This window comes from Nocardia sp. NPDC001965, from assembly GCF_053594175.1.
Map to the genome: position 1 here is coordinate 139742 of NZ_JBSFDZ010000002.1, position 15762 is coordinate 155503.

Annotated in this window: 15 protein-coding genes; 6 read left to right on the forward strand and 9 right to left on the reverse strand. The window is 68.8% G+C overall.

The window, feature by feature from the left end; all coding sequences use genetic code 11:
- Positions 1–66: 66 nt before the first annotated feature.
- Entirely contained in the window at positions 67–972 is a 906-nt protein-coding gene (gene sigJ, locus ACWCPQ_RS04505; protein ID WP_449894659.1) for an RNA polymerase sigma factor SigJ, read from the reverse strand.
- Entirely contained in the window at positions 969–2165 is a 1197-nt protein-coding gene (locus ACWCPQ_RS04510) for an NAD(P)/FAD-dependent oxidoreductase (RefSeq protein WP_449894661.1), read from the reverse strand. The genes sigJ and ACWCPQ_RS04510 overlap by 4 nt, the downstream gene beginning before the upstream one ends.
- 628 nt (positions 2166–2793) lie before the next feature.
- On the opposite strand from ACWCPQ_RS04510, the gene ACWCPQ_RS04515 reads away from it, so the two are divergent.
- Positions 2794–4044, forward strand: coding sequence for an oxygenase MpaB family protein (locus ACWCPQ_RS04515; RefSeq protein ID WP_449894663.1), 1251 nt, complete (start codon positions 2794–2796; stop codon positions 4042–4044).
- 199 nt (positions 4045–4243) lie between these two features.
- Positions 4244–5158, forward strand: coding sequence for a cutinase family protein (locus ACWCPQ_RS04520; protein ID WP_449894666.1), 915 nt, complete (start codon positions 4244–4246; stop codon positions 5156–5158).
- On the opposite strand, the gene ACWCPQ_RS04525 is transcribed toward ACWCPQ_RS04520, so the two are convergent.
- Positions 5152–5718 carry a peptide deformylase gene (locus ACWCPQ_RS04525; RefSeq protein WP_449894668.1) on the reverse strand — a complete coding sequence of 189 codons (567 nt, stop codon included), beginning with the start codon at positions 5716–5718 and terminating at the stop codon, positions 5152–5154. The genes ACWCPQ_RS04520 and ACWCPQ_RS04525 overlap by 7 nt on opposite strands.
- 45 nt (positions 5719–5763) lie before the next feature.
- Between ACWCPQ_RS04525 and ACWCPQ_RS04530 the strand changes: the two genes are divergently transcribed.
- A complete protein-coding gene (locus ACWCPQ_RS04530) occupies positions 5764–6306 on the forward strand; it encodes a PadR family transcriptional regulator (RefSeq protein WP_449894670.1) in 543 nt (180 codons plus the stop codon).
- Between the two features lie 16 nt (positions 6307–6322).
- On the opposite strand, the gene ACWCPQ_RS04535 is transcribed toward ACWCPQ_RS04530, so the two are convergent.
- From ACWCPQ_RS04535 to ACWCPQ_RS04555, 5 genes are all read right to left on the reverse strand, one after another.
- Positions 6323–7654, reverse strand: coding sequence for a hypothetical protein (locus ACWCPQ_RS04535; protein WP_449894672.1), 1332 nt, complete (start codon positions 7652–7654; stop codon positions 6323–6325).
- The gene (locus tag ACWCPQ_RS04540; protein ID WP_449894674.1) at positions 7651–8031 is read right to left on the reverse strand and encodes a hypothetical protein; all 381 of its coding nucleotides are present in this window, start codon (positions 8029–8031) and stop codon (positions 7651–7653) included. Before ACWCPQ_RS04540 ends, ACWCPQ_RS04535 begins: the two co-directional genes overlap by 4 nt.
- Positions 8031–8228 (reverse strand): hypothetical protein, encoded by a 198-nt coding sequence (locus ACWCPQ_RS04545; protein ID WP_449894676.1) that lies wholly within the window; start codon positions 8226–8228, stop codon positions 8031–8033. Before ACWCPQ_RS04545 ends, ACWCPQ_RS04540 begins: the two co-directional genes overlap by 1 nt.
- Complete coding sequence (locus ACWCPQ_RS04550; protein ID WP_449895511.1) at positions 8225–9997, reverse strand: hypothetical protein; 1773 nt, start codon at positions 9995–9997, stop codon at positions 8225–8227. The genes ACWCPQ_RS04545 and ACWCPQ_RS04550 overlap by 4 nt, the downstream gene beginning before the upstream one ends.
- Before the next feature lie 335 nt (positions 9998–10332).
- Complete coding sequence (locus ACWCPQ_RS04555; RefSeq protein WP_449895513.1) at positions 10333–11277, reverse strand: undecaprenyl-diphosphate phosphatase; 945 nt, start codon at positions 11275–11277, stop codon at positions 10333–10335.
- Between the two features lie 234 nt (positions 11278–11511).
- Between ACWCPQ_RS04555 and ACWCPQ_RS04560 the strand changes: the two genes are divergently transcribed.
- The 3 genes from ACWCPQ_RS04560 (at position 11512) to ACWCPQ_RS04570 (ending at position 13868) form a co-directional block, all read left to right on the forward strand.
- Entirely contained in the window at positions 11512–11937 is a 426-nt protein-coding gene (locus ACWCPQ_RS04560; RefSeq protein ID WP_449894679.1) for a DoxX family protein, read from the forward strand.
- On the forward strand, positions 11924–12640 hold the full coding sequence (locus ACWCPQ_RS04565) for an HAD family hydrolase (RefSeq protein WP_449894681.1): 717 nt from the start codon (positions 11924–11926) through the stop codon (positions 12638–12640). The genes ACWCPQ_RS04560 and ACWCPQ_RS04565 overlap by 14 nt, the downstream gene beginning before the upstream one ends.
- 61 nt (positions 12641–12701) lie before the next feature.
- The gene (locus ACWCPQ_RS04570; protein WP_449894684.1) at positions 12702–13868 is read left to right on the forward strand and encodes a pyridoxal phosphate-dependent aminotransferase; all 1167 of its coding nucleotides are present in this window, start codon (positions 12702–12704) and stop codon (positions 13866–13868) included.
- Between the two features lie 34 nt (positions 13869–13902).
- Here the strand turns inward: ACWCPQ_RS04570 and ACWCPQ_RS04575 are convergent, their stop codons facing one another.
- Positions 13903–15654, reverse strand: coding sequence for a penicillin-binding transpeptidase domain-containing protein (locus tag ACWCPQ_RS04575; RefSeq protein WP_449894686.1), 1752 nt, complete (start codon positions 15652–15654; stop codon positions 13903–13905).
- Positions 15655–15762: the final 108 nt, after the last annotated feature.

The following is a 15762-nucleotide window of genomic DNA, read 5'->3' on the forward strand; positions in this document are numbered from 1 at the left end:
ACGAGTAGCAGCCCGTCCGGTGCATGTACATGTGACGGACCGGTGGCGGGGCTGGGCCGCTGCGGGCTACCGTCCGATGACGCGCGGGACCGTGACGGTCGCCAGCTTGTCCGGATTCCGGATGCCGTAGGCGTGACAGATCCGCCCACCGGCGATTTCGAGCACGACGACGGCTTCCAGTCTGTCGCCGACAGAGAACATCAGAGCGGGCTCGCTGTTGCAGGTCACCACCTCGATGCGGAGATCCGGCCGGCGTCGCACCGCCCGGAACACACCGATGAGAGTTCTGGCGATCCGATCGGCGCCGTTGATCACCACCGGACGTATCGCGCTCGCCTTACCGCCGTGATCGGTGGTCCAGGTCGCGTCCGGGGCGAGCACGGCGAGCAGGCCCTCCATATCCCCGCCGGCCGCGGCCGTCATGAACCGCTCGGTGAGTTCGGCGGTCTGTGCGGTGTCCACGGCCTCGAATTTCTTCCGCCGCGCCCGCACGTGTTCCCGGGCGCGGTGCGCCACCTGGCGCACCGACACCATCGATTTGTCCACCGCCGCGGCGATCTCCGGATAGTCGAAACCGAATACCTCCCGCAGCACGAATACCGCCCGCTCGTCGGGCGTGAGGGATTCCAGCAGCACGAGCATGGCCATGGACACCGATTCGGCCAGCACCACGTCGGCGGAGGCGTCGCGCTCGTCGAGCAGTAGCGGTTCGGGCAGCCACGGCCCGATATAGGTTTCCCGGCGCCGGGCCCCGGCGCGCAATGATTTCAGGGCCTGCCGGGTCACCAGCTGCGCCAGATACGATTTCGTGTCCCGGACCGTAGCCAGGTCCACACCCGCCCAGCGCAGATAGCTGTCCTGCAGGACATCGTCGGATTCGGCGGCCGAACCCAGGATCTCGTAGACGATGGTGAACAGCAGCGGCCGCAGCAGCGTGAAACGTTGCGCGTGGTCGTCGGCGTCGGGTGTCACGACCGCACGACCGCCGCGGGTTCGGACGCGAGCTGCCGCGACCGGGTGTTCCCGCCGGTGAACCACACCGAGCAACCGGGTTTGCGGGCTTCGCGGCGGATACCCCACAGCGTGCCCTTGGTGACGGCTTCTTTGATCGCCCCGGCGAGGCGACCGCCGATCCGGCCGCCGAGATAGATGTGCACGGGACTGTCGTCCTTGCGGGTCAGCTGGAATCGCGCGGCCCGTCGGCCGAGCCCGACATTGGATGCGAGGTAGGCCAGTTCGAGCGGCGCGGGCCGATCCCCGGCGATCCGGCTCAGCACCGTATCCGCCGCCGTGGCCCCGGTGGGGCCGGCGGTATAGCAACTCATCCGCAGCGGCCGGCCCGACGGCACGACCGCGTCCCCGGCCGCCACGACACGGTCGTCGTCGACACTGGTCAGCGTCTCGTCGGTGAGCATCCTGCCGAGTGCGTCGGTGCGCAGCCCACTGGCCGCGGCGAGGGCCGGGACACCGAAGCCGGCGGTCCATACCGTCACTGCGCTCGGGCGCACGACGCCACCGCCGAGAACCACCGCGTCCGACCGCACTTCGGTCACCAGTTCCGTCTCGAGCACCGCGACCCCGTTCTCGGTCAGCCATTTCACGACGGACCGCCGGGCAGGTTCGGAGAACGAGGGCACCGGGCAGCCACCGCAGACGAGCGTAACGGTCCACCCCTGTTCGGCGAGTTCCGCCGCGGTCTCAACCCCGGTGAGACCGCCACCGACCACGGTGACCGGCGCCGGGGCGGTCACTGCCGCGAGAGCGTTCCGGAGGGTGCGGGCGTGTTCCAGTTCGGCGATGGGATAGGCGAATTCCGTCGCTCCGGGTACCGAGCCGGGCACCGCCGCGGTACTGCCCACCGCATAGACGACATAGTCGTAGTCCAGGTCGTCGCCGGCGGTCATCCGTACCTTGCGCTGCCCGGTATCGATGCGGGTGACGGAGTCGACCACGAGCCGGACGCGGTTGCCGAGCAGCGTGCCGTAGTCGGCGGTGGCCTCGCCAGAGCCTGCCGCGAACTGGTGCAGTCGCAGCCGCTGGACGAATTCGGGGCGCGGGTTGATCAGGGTGATGTCGATCTCGGGGTCACGCTGCAGCCGGTTGGCCGCCACGGTTCCGGCATAACCGCCGCCGACGACGACGACGCGAATGCGCTGGCTGGTCATATCGATCTCCTCTTGACTCGGGTGTGTTGCCCTCATGAGCCCGGTGCCGCGCCGTTCGTGACAGAACTGGATCCGAAAGTGGGGCACATCACTTTTTCGGAGCGGGGGCAGATCCCCGAGCACAGACACCCCGGACCGCAAGGCCCACACCCGGCAGTCCCTGGCGAGCTGTGCGCCGAACGGCAGCGTTGCACCGACTGGGTCGGATCACATCACCGATGACACACGCTCCTACCAGTCGGTCCGCGATTCCGACAGGGCTACGAGACCGGAAATCCGATGATCACAGACCTCCGGGCAGCGGCGGCAGATCACCCGTCTGAGTCAGCTACCTGCGGTTATTCCATATTCTGACCATGGATCAATAACGGTTCGGCCGGGCACACCGCCGCCGAGGCTCAGCACCACGGAGCCACATCGGCTTCCGAGCCTTGAATACGCGCAGGCAGTAGCGCTTCTACTGAAGAGATACCGCGGCAATGCCGGTAGACATCGCCGAGCTCGCAATTTCGGCGAATCGGCGAGCGGGACACCTGTACAGCTGTTAAGTTACTGAGTATTCTTCCCATATCGATGCGGATGGCGCACTGGACCACCGCGATGTTCCAACTCGACGAGGAGTGGCGACATGGACCGACTCAGCAGGCGCGAAGCGTTGAAAGCCGGCGGGGTGGCCGGCGCCGCCGGTGCGCTGGCACTGGTAGGTGCGACCTCAGCGGCGCGGGCGCAACCGTGGACATGGTCGCCACAGGGATCGGTGGCGGGTAGCGGTGCCGGCATCGATCCGCTCGGAGTATGGGATCCGGAGGCCGACGAACTGGTCGCCGGGCTGCTCGACCGCGGCGAGGTACCCGCGGTCAACGGGCTGCTGCGGACCTGGACCCGCAACGGCCAGCCGTTACCGGCGGGTCTACCGCCCGATCTGCGGGATTTCATGGAATACGCCCGGCAGCTGCCCCAGTGGACCGATCCGGGCAAACTGGCCACCGCCGTCGATTTCAACAAGAAACGCGGCCTCTACCTCGGCGTGCTGTACGGCCTGGCCAGCGGGATGATGAGCACGGTCATCCCCAAGGAGGCGCGGGCGGTCTACTACTCCAAGGGCGGCCACGATCTGAAGGACCGCATCTCCAAGACCGCGAAACTCGGCTACGACATCGGTAGCGGCAACGCGTACGGTCCGGACGGGCAGATGGTCGTCACCTGCGTCAAGACCCGGCTGACTCATGCCGCCGTACGGCATCTGCTGCCCCAGTCGCCGCACTGGGTGAACTCGGCCGACGAGGACATCCCGATCAGCCAGAACGACATCATGGTCACCTGGCACAGCCTGCCCACCACCGTGATGCGTCATCTGACGGCGTGGAAGGTACCGATCCCCGTCCACGAATCGGATGCGTTCCTGCATTCCTGGCAGGTCGCCGCCCATATGCTCGGCGTCCGCGACGAATACATCCCGAATTCGTGGGACCAGGCGAATTCCCAGGCGGCCCAGGTGCTGGATCCGATCATCGCCCCCACCCCGGAGGGCGCCAAACTGGCCGACCGCCTGCTGCGGCTGGGCACCAACCTCGACCTGGCCATCCTCAGCAAGGGCGTGCTCGGTGCCTTCACCCGCTTCCTGCTCGGCGACCGGATCGCCGACGGACTGGCGATCGCCCGTGAGCCGGTCTGGGATCCGCTGCTGCGGTTCAGCTGGGGCCCGTTCATCGCGGTTCGCGAAGGTGTGCTGACCGTGGCGCCGCCGGCGCAGGAAGCGTACTGGCTCTTCGACGAATTCCTGCGTCAGTTCGCCCTGTGGTATCTGGCCGAACTCCGCATGCCCATCAGTATCGAGCTCCCGACGATGAACCGGGATATGAGTCAGCCACCGCGCTGATCCGGCGGACCGATCGAGCCCGCACGGACGAATTCCGTGCGGGCGAGCAGGTGTACGCGACAACCGCCCGGTGTCCGGCCGTCCACACCCGCGAGGCCTGCGGCCGCCCGGATCACTCGGCCGCTGTCTCCCGAACAACCCCGGCCGCGGCCGCCCGGATCACCCGCTCGGCGACACGGCGTGACCAGATGGAGCAGTCGTGCCCACTCGATGGAAATCCGGCATCGTCGCCTGCGTCCTCGCGCTCGCTGCCGCAGTTGTCCCGGTGTGCGTAGCGCCCGCGGCGGTGAGCGCACCGGCCTCGTGCCCCGATCTGTACATCGTGGCCGTCCCCGGAACATGGGAAACATCCGATGCCGCCCCCGGCCGGGGCATGCTCGCGGCGAGCGTGGAGCAGTTACCCGGCGATGTCGCGGTCGATTACATCGCCTACGCCGCAACAGCGTTCCCCTGGGAAGGGGAGGTGTACGGCCGCTCGGAGCAGCAGGCCGCCGACCGCGCACGGGATCGGGTCTCGGCGGTGGCACGAGCCTGCCCGGCGACCCGTATCGCGATACTCGGCTACAGCCAGGGCGCGCACGCGGCCGGCGATCTCGCGGCCGAGATCGGCACCGGATCGGGCCCGGTACCCGCCGACCGGATCGCCCTGGTGGGCCTGATCGCCGACCCTCGCCGCTCCCCCTCCGACACCCTCGTCGGCCCGCCGGTACCCGGTGCCGGAGCAGTCGGGCCGCGGCCGGCCGGTTTCGGCGTGCTCGGTCCACGCACCTATACGTTCTGCGCACTCGGCGACCTGTACTGCGCGATGCCCGAGGGCGATATAGCCGGACGGATGGCCGGTCTGATCGTCGCGATGTCGAATCCCGATCCCGCCGATATCGGCAGCTACCAGCGGCAGGCGGCCGCGCTGCTCGGTGACGCGCTGGCGGCCGGCGGGCTCGGTCTGCTGGCCGGACAACTCGATACCTCGGCCTATCAGCGGCGCCGCGACCAGATCGACGACTTCCTGAAATCCGGTGCGCACCAGAGCTACACCTCCTATCCGGTCGATCCCGCCGGTTCCACCGCGCTCGCCTGGCTGCGCGGCCGCCTGATCGAGGCGACCGGTCACTGACCGGCGCCGCCCGGTTGCTCCGGTAGCCAGCTGTGGCCGGGCACGGTCCAGCATCGTTGCTTGATCATCCGCCGGGCCGCTCGCCGGTGCCGGCCGATCAGCCGATCGAGGTAGAGCGTTCCGGCGAGATGGTCGGTCTCGTGCTGCAGGCAGCGGGCCAGGTATCCGGTCGCCTCGACGACGACGGGCTGTCCCGCCATATCCACACCTGTCACTTCGGCCCGGTATGCGCGGCCGGTCGGAAACCATTCACCCGGTACGGAAAGACACCCTTCGAGATCGTCGTCGGGGTCGGGCATCGTCTCCGGACGTTCGGACGTGCGCATTACCGGGTTGACTATATGGCCGCGGTACCGGGATCCGCTGTCGGTGAGGTCGTAGACGAATACCGCACGCGGATCGCCGATCTGGTTCGCGGCAAGTCCCGCACCGGGCGCCGCCGTATTGGTATCGAACAGATCACCGACGAGTGTGGCGAGTTCGTCGTCGAAAACCGTTACCGGAGTCGCGGGGGTCGTGAGTCGCGGATCGCCTGCGATGAGGATCGGTCGCACAGTCATAGGGGCAGACTACTCAAATACGAGTAGTCGTGTAAGACTGCCTCGGTGAACGAAACCCGGTTGTTCGTCTTGGCCGCGCTGGCCCGGCGCGGGCCCATGCACGGCCACCAACTGCGCCGCGATGCCCGCCTGGATCGCGCGGATCTGTGGTCGCGGGTCAAACCCGGATCGCTGTACGGTGCCCTGCACCGCATGGAGAGCGAGGGGCTGGTCCGGCCGGTCCGTACCGAACAACAAGGCGCCCTGCCCGCCCGCACCATCTACCAGATCACCGACGAGGGTCTGCGGGAACTGCGGGCGCTACGCGACGAAGCCTTCACCGAGGTCGACGTCCGGCCCGACCCGGTCGATCTGGCGCTCGCCGTCGGCGACGATCTGGATACCGAGTTGCTGCGGGGCTATCTCGAGGACCGTATCGCCGCGCTCCGTGCGCTCGGTTCGCGGTTGGAACACCGACTCGACCGGCGCTGGCCCGACCAGCGCACCGCCGACGATCTCATCGCCGAGCACGCCCGGATGCGGATCCGGACCGAGATCGACTGGCACGAAAAGGTTCTGGCCGATATCGACAAGTTGTCCGGGGCGTAGGCCGCTTCGCCGGCCGTCACGCGTCGAAGAGCAGATAGAGCCCGGTGAAGGTGAAACCGACCATGAGCAGCATCAGGGTCAGCTGGCCGGTGAGCCGATGCGCCGGTGGGAGCAACCGCAGGCACCGGTCGTGGGCAGCCGCGACAGCCAGGATATGTCCGGTGACCACTGCGAGTACCTTGATCGTTCCGAGCAGCGCCGGATGCGCGGAGAGAACATAGGCGACATCGCGATCGGCCAGGCCCAGCAGATTCCGGCCGGTGCCGGCGGGGTCGGCGAACAGGATCACCGTCGCCTGCCCCTTCTCCACCAGGAAGGTCAGATAGTGCGCGATCACGTACCCGGCGACGATAGGGGTCAACGTGTAGGACAGGCGCGCGGGCAGCTTTCTGCGCTCGACGGGTGTGAGACCGCCCGTGGCCGCCGCGGCGAACCGGAAACTCACCCCGACCACACCGATGAACACGAGCAACCCGACGGTCGACACCAGCGTCGGCGGAAGTCCGGCGGCGGCCGCATCCGCGACCAGGCTCCGCCACCACGGGAACAACGAGAAACTGTCGAACGCCGTGGAACCCAGCAGCGTCGCCGCCACCGCCACCGAACCCGCCCCCACGGGCGTCCCGGCAAGATTCGCGAGCGGCGACCGGAGCACGAGCGCCCCGTGCGCACCCCGGCCGAGCGGGCTCAGTCGGCCGAGCAGACTGCTGTACACCTCCAGCGGATCCGCCCGCTCGGCCCAGATGGTACCGAAGACCACGAGCCCGGCCACCGTGACGACCAGATACCCGATGAGCCAGCAGGTCACCGTCGTCACCGCACCCGGATCGGGGGCAGCCAGTTCCAGCCAGACGAAGGTGAACAAACCGAATGCGGCCGGCCATCGCCCCCACGAATCCGGATACGGCAGCAGACCCGCACCGGCCGGTCGCCGAGCCGCCGCGCAGAGCACCCGGTGCACGGCTCTCGCCGGGGAGAGCACCTTCCACACCGGCCCGGCCAGCAGTGATACGACCGGCACCCCGACCCATATGAAAACGTAGACGACACCCGGGACCGGGTTGCGGGCCGGGTCGGCGGCACCGGCGACGCCGATCACGAGCACCGCGCCGAACGCCACGGTGCTCGACGCCGCGATCACCGTCCGCGCCTGCGCGGCGTCGACGACGGAACGCAGTCCCGCGGGCAGCGCGATACCGGGTGACTCCGGATCCAGCCGCGGCTGCCGCCAGGCGAAGGCGATCACGGCGAACGAGAAGGTCAGCGCCCACGCCGCGCCGATCAGAGCGTAGGTCAGCGGAATCGGCAGATCCGCCGCGCCGCCGAGGCCGTGTGCGAGCAGTGTCATTCGCGAACGAGCAGGGTGGCCACCGTACGCCCGGCGTGGTGCAGTTCGATCTCGACCCGGCCCGGTACCGCCACGGTGAAGCGGAACCGCTCGCCGGTTCCGGGGGTGACGGTGAAGGTGTGGTCGGGTTCGGCGTGGACATGCAGTTCGTCGTCGGTATCGCTGTCGACGACCAGCTCGATCGGCTGACCGACCCGGGCCTCGAGCCGCGCATCGGCGGGCGTCACCGTGCCCTCGGCGATACGCACGGCAACGATCACCGATTCCGGGCTCTGCGCGGCACTCGCGCCGGACGGTTCCGGTTCACTGCTCGCACAACCGGCCACCAGCAGACCCAGGGCCAGCACCGGGATGCACAGACGGGAGACGGACGGCATCAGTCCTCCTTGTGGGGTTCGGTATCGCGGCCGGTCTCCGGATCGTCCGGCGGCTCCTCGTCGTCTCCGCCCCGGCGGTCGCGCACCGCGATCACCACGACCACACCGGCAATGAGGAACGCCGGGAGAAAAGCAGGCACCGCCAACAGGATCGAATGGTCGGCGAGCAGATCCACGCCGTCGTATCGATCGGTCATGGCACGGGCGCCTGTTCCTTCTCCCCGGCATGCGATCCGTGCAGGTATCGATCGTTGATCCGGGCGGCACCCCAGGACAGTGCCGCGATCAGCACGAGGGTGCACGCCAGGACGACCAGTGCGGCCGCGGCGAACAACCAGGCCGGGTGATCGAAGGACCGCTCGCGCTGCAGCACCGTGATCTCGGCGACGAAGGGCCGGGTGAACGAGTCGAGCGCGGGGACCTCCGCAGCGCCGATCCCCGGGTCGGCGGCCATGAAGATCGGCAGCGCGGTCATCGTGCGCCCGTCCTGGATCCGCAGCAGCGTCTTCCAGCTTCCGTACACCGGAACGGGTTTCGTCGAGACGTAGTGCCCGGCACCTTCGCGGTGGAGGTGGTCGACCACCAGGCCGCGTCCCGGGCTGTCGCTGCCGACCCCGCCCTGCCAGGCCAGGATCTGGATCCATTCGGGGTCGGTACCGACCAGATCCGCCGGGCTGAGCCGGATATCGGCGTACACCATCCGGCCGCCCTGTGCGGGCGCGTCACGCAGTTCCACGGCGGCTCGCGCACCCGCCGGGACCTCGATCATCAACCCGTTGGCGGTCACCGCGGCCACCACGGCCACCGCCGCGACCACCAGCGTCCGGCGTATCGCGGGCCGCGGCAGTGCCTCGCCGCGGAGCACGACGGCCAGCATCGCCCCGACGACGCCGCCGGCGATACCGGTCGGGATCGCCGTCACCAGCAGCTCCGGCCACATCGACGACGGCCAGGGATCGGCGAACATCGCGGCGACCCAGAGTGATTCGAGCCAGATGCCCAGGGTGGCCGCCGCCAGACCACACAGCGCACCCCAGAGGATGCGGTGCCGCGCAGGCGGCAGCAGGGCCAGCAACTCCACGACGACGGCCACACCCAGATACAGCGGGAACACATTGCGCGGCGCGTCGATTATCGGACCGCCGACCAGCACGGCGACGACGGCGCGGACCGCCGCCGCGAAGCCGACCACTATCAGGGTGCTGCCCGCGCCGAGGGTCGACCGCGCGGCGACGAGGGCGATCGTGGCGGCGGCGACGATCAGCATCGGCTGCATCACCAGCCGGAACTGCTCGACTCCGAAATCGTATTCCACCTGGAACACCGACAGCCCGATGAGCAGGCCCCCGAACGCGAAGGCCCGCAGCAGCCACATCCGCCGGGTATCCGGTTCGTCCGGGCGTGGCCGGTTGCGCATCCCCTCGAATTCGAGCAACAGCACACCGACCAGTGAGAAGCCGGCCCCGCCGATCAACATCAGATGGGTGGGGCCCCAGAGCGTGACGTCCTGGCCGAAGATCCGGTGCCAGACATCGTCGAGCGGAAATCCGATGAGGGCGTACAGCCCGGCACCGGCCACGAGGATCCCGCCGACCGGTGCGTACCAGGTCCGGGTGATCCGCACTGCCGCCGGACCGGGTTTCTCGTCCAACGGCAGCACGATGGCCGACATACCGGCGGTGAACAGGAAGAACAGACCCGCGAGGATGAAGTAGTGGGCCGGGTTGGCCAGCGGGCCCTCGTCGCGGCCGTTGCCGATGTGCAGGCTCACGTCCCAGATGAAACCGAGCAGGGCGGTCAGGATGGTGGCGAGGAACATCGCCAGCGGCAGCGCCACCCAGCCGGGCCGGTTGAAAACCCGGCCGAGCCGGTCGGCGATCCGTTGCAGCCAGGTGATCCGGCGGGTCCGGTGCAGGTAGCCGATCCAGAGCAGGAGCAGCGCGATCACCCCGGCGGAACCGGTCATGATCGCGACCTGGTCCAGCGCCGCACCACCACCCGCACCGGCCGGCGCCGCCGACCACCCGTGCACCTCGTACGCACCGTCCGGCACAGAACCTCCACACCCCGAGCGATTTGTGTGTGACGAAAAGTAGCATGAATATCCGCCGGGCAGGGACGGTTCCCGCACGTGTCACGATCTCACTGCGACACGCCGGTTCCGCTCGTGATCGACCACAGTGGGCACGCATGCCGAGCCGGTTGCACGCCGGACGGTGGCCGGAGGCGAACCGATGGCCGAGCACTGCCGGGTGCCCAGAGCGTACGCCCCGGAACGCGGTGCTATCCGTGTCCGGGCCGTCAGCAGAAACGAATCATCGACGCGATCCCGACGATGAGCGAATAGGTGGCGAAGGGCAGCAGCGTGCGGGTCCGGAAATACTGTTCGAGGAAGCGGACCGCCAGCCACGACGAGATCCCCGAAACCAGCGCACCGGCCAGGATCGGTCCATGGATCCCCTCGGTCGCAGGCCCGATCAGTTCGGGAATCTCCACCAGGCCCGCACCCAGGATCGCCGGAGTGGCGAGCAGGAACGCGAACTTCGCCGCATGTGCGTGTTCCAGACCGCGCCACAACCCGCCGACCATGGTCAGGCCCGCCCTGCTGAACCCGGTCAGCAGGGCGCCGAGCTGAGCGGCACCGATACCGAGCGCATCGCGCACGTCGAGGGCGGCCAGCCGCCGGTCGGCCTGGCGGCGGGCGCTCTCCCGGCTGGTGGCCGCCCGGCGGCCCGACCCCTGCAGCGCGAAACGCCGCCCGTATTCGGCCAACGTGGGCTCGTTGCGGCGTCGCAACCCCTCACCCACCAGCAGTACGACACCGTTGAGCGTCAGAAAGAACCCGGCGCAGACCGGCGCGGCGAACAGGGCGTGCAACGGATGTACGAGCAGCGGACCCAGGACCGCGACCGGCACCGAGGCGATCACGATCAGCCACGCCAGCCGCTGCGCCACGGTGGCCGGTCGCCGCGTCCGCAGAGTCGTGAGAAAACCGGAGACGATCTCGTACCAATCTCGGCGATAGTGGCAGAGCAGTGCGACCGCGGTCGCCACGTGCAGCGCGACCACAAAGGCCAGATACGGTGTCCCGGAATCGGATTCGTCCGGACCGACCAGCGTCTGCCAGTCACCCCCGAGCCAGGCGGCGAACAGTACGGAGTGACCGAGACTCGAAACCGGGAAGAGTTCGGTGACACCCTGCACCGCACCGATGACCGTGGCCTGAACATAGGTGAGCATCGCGATGATTCTTACACGGCTCCGACCACCTCCCCGGCGGGGTCCGGCGCATGCCCGTAACGCCCGAAAGCCCCCGTTCGCAATATTTTTCGATATCACCGCACCGAGGTCCGAACACGCGGACGGACGCGATCGCGGCGAAGGTCACATCGGCACCCGTATCGATCACGGCCTACGACCCGACCGGGACACGCTCGTTCGCAACGCCACCCGCGCCGGCTCCGCGAGTAGGCTCCGGGAATGGCCAGTCGCGAATCGGAGAGTGTGCCCACCACACCGGCTCGTCGGACCGCTCGCTATCTCTTGGCGGCGGCCCTGGTGTTCGCGGGTCTCAGCCATCTGTTCTGGGCTCGGCACGAGTTCCGGGCCCAGGTGCCCGATTGGGTGCCGATGGACAAGGACGGCGTGGTGATGGCCTCCGGCGGGGTGGAGATCATGCTCGGCGCGGGTCTGGCGGTGTTCGAGCGCGATCGCGTCCGGATGGGCCGGATAGCCGCGCTCTTCTTCCTCGCGGTGTTCCCCGGCAATATCGCCCAGTGGCAGGGCCACCGCACGGCTTTCCGGCTCGATACCGATCGGAAACGTTTCATACGCCTGCTCTTCCAGCCGGTGCTGATTCTGTGGGCCCTGTGGTCCACCGGGATTCCGCGCGGTGCGAAGAAATAGCCCCGCCGTGCCGGAACACGGTCCTGTCGACGCGGTGCTGTTCGATATCGACGGCACCCTGGTCGATTCGAATTATCTGCACGTCCACGCCTGGGTGCGGGCCTTTCGGGATATCGGTGCGGAGGTGGATTCCTGGCGCGTGCACCGGAGTATCGGAATGGACGGTGCGCTGCTCGTCCACACGCTGTTACCCGATACCGACGACGATTCGCGCGAGCACGCGAAGGATCTGCACCTCCGCTACTACCTGGATGCACGCGATCTCCTGCGGCCGATCACCGGGGCGCGGGAACTTCTCGACCGGATCGCGGCCGCGGGCCCGACCGTGGTTCTTGCGACCTCGGCGCCGGAGGACGAACTCGCGGTACTGCGGGAGGTCCTCGACGCCGCGGACGTGGTGTCGGCGCAGACATCCAGCTCGGATGTGGAAACCGCGAAACCCCGGCCCGATATCGTGCGCGTGGCACTCGACCGGGCGGGCACAAAGCCCGGCGCGGCGGTATTCGTCGGTGACACGGTCTGGGACGCCGCAGCCGCCCGGCGGGCCGGAGTCCGTTTCATCGGTGTCCGGTCCGGCGGGATCGCCGCCGCGCCGCTGTACGACGCGGGGGCGGTCGCGGTGTACGACGATCCGGCCGATCTGCTCTCGCGATTCGACAGCAGCCCGATCGCCGGATCGGATGCGCCACCCGATAGGCGCTGAGCAGCGCGGAGCAGCGACCGGAGCCGGGTCACCCAGGGCAGGAGCCGTCTAGGCTCGACCCATGCCTTCCCGAGCCCCCACCGTCGACCGGCTGCGCCCCTTCACCGCCACGATCTTCGCCGAGATGACCGAACTCGCGGTCCGGTACGAAGCCGTCAATCTGGGACAGGGTTTTCCGGACAGCGACGGCCCCGCGGGCATGCTGGAGGTGGCGCGTAACGCCATCGCCGACGGCCTCAACCAGTACCCGCCCGGCCGCGGTATGCCGGTGCTGCGCGCCGCGATCGCCGCGGACCGCGCCCGCCGCTACGGCACCGATTACGATCCGGATACCGAGGTTCTGGTGACGGTCGGGGCCACCGAGGCCGTCAGCGCGGCGGTGCTCGGGCTGGTGGAACCGGGCGCGGAGGTCGTCCTGATCGAGCCCTACTACGACTCCTATCCCGCGGCGGTTGCGCTGGCCGGGGCGAGGCGGCGCACCGCGCGGCTGGTCGCCGACGGCGATCGTTTCGTTCTCGACCACGACAGTCTGCGCGCCGCGATCACTCCGGCCACCCGGATGCTGATCCTGAACTCCCCGCACAACCCGACCGGGACCGTACTGGATCGCGCCGATCTGGCGTCGATCGCCGAGATCGCGTGCGAACACGATCTCCTGGTGCTGACCGACGAGGTATACGAGCATCTCGTCTACGACGACGCCGAACATCTGAGCGTCGCCACCTTCCCCGGAATGGCCGAGCGGACCCTCGTGGTGTCGAGCGCCGCGAAGACATTCAGTGTCACCGGCTGGAAGATCGGCTGGATCTGTGGCGCCGCGCCCCTGATCGAGGCGGTCCTCGCCGCCAAACAGTTCTTGACCTTCGTCGGCGGCGGCCCGTTCCAGCCCGCGGTCGCGCATGCGCTGACTCATGAACTCGACTGGGTGGCCGGGCTCCGCGACACCCTGTCCGGACAACGGTTGCGTTTGTCCACCGCGCTCACCGATGCCGGTTTCCGGGTGCATCCGAGCGCGGGTAGCTATTTCGTCTGCGCCGATATCCGGCCGCTGGGCGAACAGGACGGGATGCGGTTCTGCCGCGAACTGCCCGGGCGCCTCGGCGTCGCCGCCGTCCCGGTGAGCGTGTTCACCGACGACCCGCAACCGTGGCGCCATCTCGTCCGGTTCACCTTCTGCAAACGACGGCAAACGCTGGACGAGGGCGTGCGCCGACTGCGATCGGTCTAGCCGGACTGTCGGCCGGCACCCGCACCGCGACCGCTCAGCGCGGCGCCTGCAACATCCGCCCGGCCGCGTCGACTGCGGGGCCCGAACTACCCGCGTCGGCGACGAACACCGCAAACGCCAGATCGTCCTGGATCCCGATGAACCAGCCGTGCGCTGTGCTGTTGTCGCCGTATTCGGCGGTGCCGGTCTTGCCCAGCAGACCGGGGAGGCCGGCCAGCTGGGTGGCGGTCCCCGCGGTGACGGTTTCCCGCATCATGGTTCGCAGATCGTCGGTGACCGCGGCGGGCAGGGGCGCCGGTGTCCGATCGGGCTCCCCCGGAGAACCGGCCACCATCAGCGGCGCCGGCGTGGACCCGTGCGCGACAGACGCGGCGACCAGCGCCATCCCGAACGGCGAGGCCGTGACCTGTCCCTGGCCGATACTGGCTTCCACCCGCTCGGCGGGGGTCTGTGCCACCGGCACACTTCCCGTCACGGTGGTCAGTCCCGGCGTCACGTAGTCCACGCCGAGCCCCAGCCGTTCGGCGGTGTCGCGCAGAGCGGCCGGGGGCAGTTGGACCGCGAGCCCGGCCATGGTGGTGTTGCAGGAGTGGGCGAAGGCGGTGTGCAGCGGTACCTGCCCGAGATCGAAACTGTCGTCGTTGGGAATGCGACGACCCTCGATATCGGCTACGCCCGGACAGGGCAGCACGGTATCGGGTGTGGCACGCCCCGCGTCCAGCACGGCCGCGGCGGTGACCGTCTTGAATGTCGAACCCGGCGGATACAGACCGGTGAGGGCGATCGGCCCGGCGGAATCGGCCGCGGCATTCTGCCCGACCGCGAGGACCTCGCCGGTGGAGGGCCGCACGGCGACGATCGCCGCGGCCGTGCCGATCGGATCCAGAGCGGCCTGGGCCGCGCGCTGTAATCCGATATCGATGGTGGACCGGATATCGGCGGTGGGATGCGGGTCCGCGCCGGCGATCCGCGTGGTGCTGTCGGCTGTCCGGGCGCTCACCGCCCAGCCCGCCGCATCGTCGGCCTGCTGCTGCCAGAGTTCGCTCAACCCGGACAGGGTCGGGGCGGACATCGTTTTGTCGGTGGTCAGCAGCCGCGTCTGGGGGGCCAGGGTCACTCCGCGGATCGCGGCCAGCGCGTCCCGGATCGGCGCGATATCGGCTTCGCGCAGACTGATCGCCGTCACCGGTTTGCCCTGTGCGGCGATCAGTTCGGCATCCAGCGAGGGCCCGGTGATCCCGGACGCGAGCGGGCCGAGCAGACCCGCCGCGCCGACGGTGTCGGCGCCCGGCGCCAATTGCACCAGCGTCACCACCTGTTCGGTCATGAGTTCGCCGCCCGCGGCGTCGAGCACCCGGGCCGGTTGCGGATAGACCGGCGTGTAGGTCAACGGCCCTTTGTCGAGGCCCGGTGCGACCGTGGCCGGATTCCAGTGCACCTTCCAGCCTTCGTCGGTCTCCCCGGCGGTTCCGGTGGTGGTGTACTTCCATTCCGCGCGCCCCTCGGGGCCGAATTTCCAGGTCACCTCGAGGGTGAAGGTCTCGTCTCCTACCCCGGCCACCTCGTAGTGCACTTCCTTGCCGAGGCCGTCGTAGAGCGTGGTGAGAGTGTCGCCTGCCGCTGCCGGGTCGTCGGTGACCGCGGCGGCAGCGCCGATATCGTCGTTGTTCAGGGCTTCGGCGAAATGGTCGGCGACAGTATCCGGCTCGGGCGGCTCGGCGGAGCAACCGGCCAGCGTCAGACCGAGGGCGGTCAAGAGGACGACGAGTTTCCGATCGGTGCGCACCGCCTCGACTGTATCGACCGCGACGCCTGCGGGGGTGGACACCCGCGGTTCTCGTGTCGCACCGCGGCCGGCGGACCGGTACCGGCGGATACCCGCACTCGGACTATT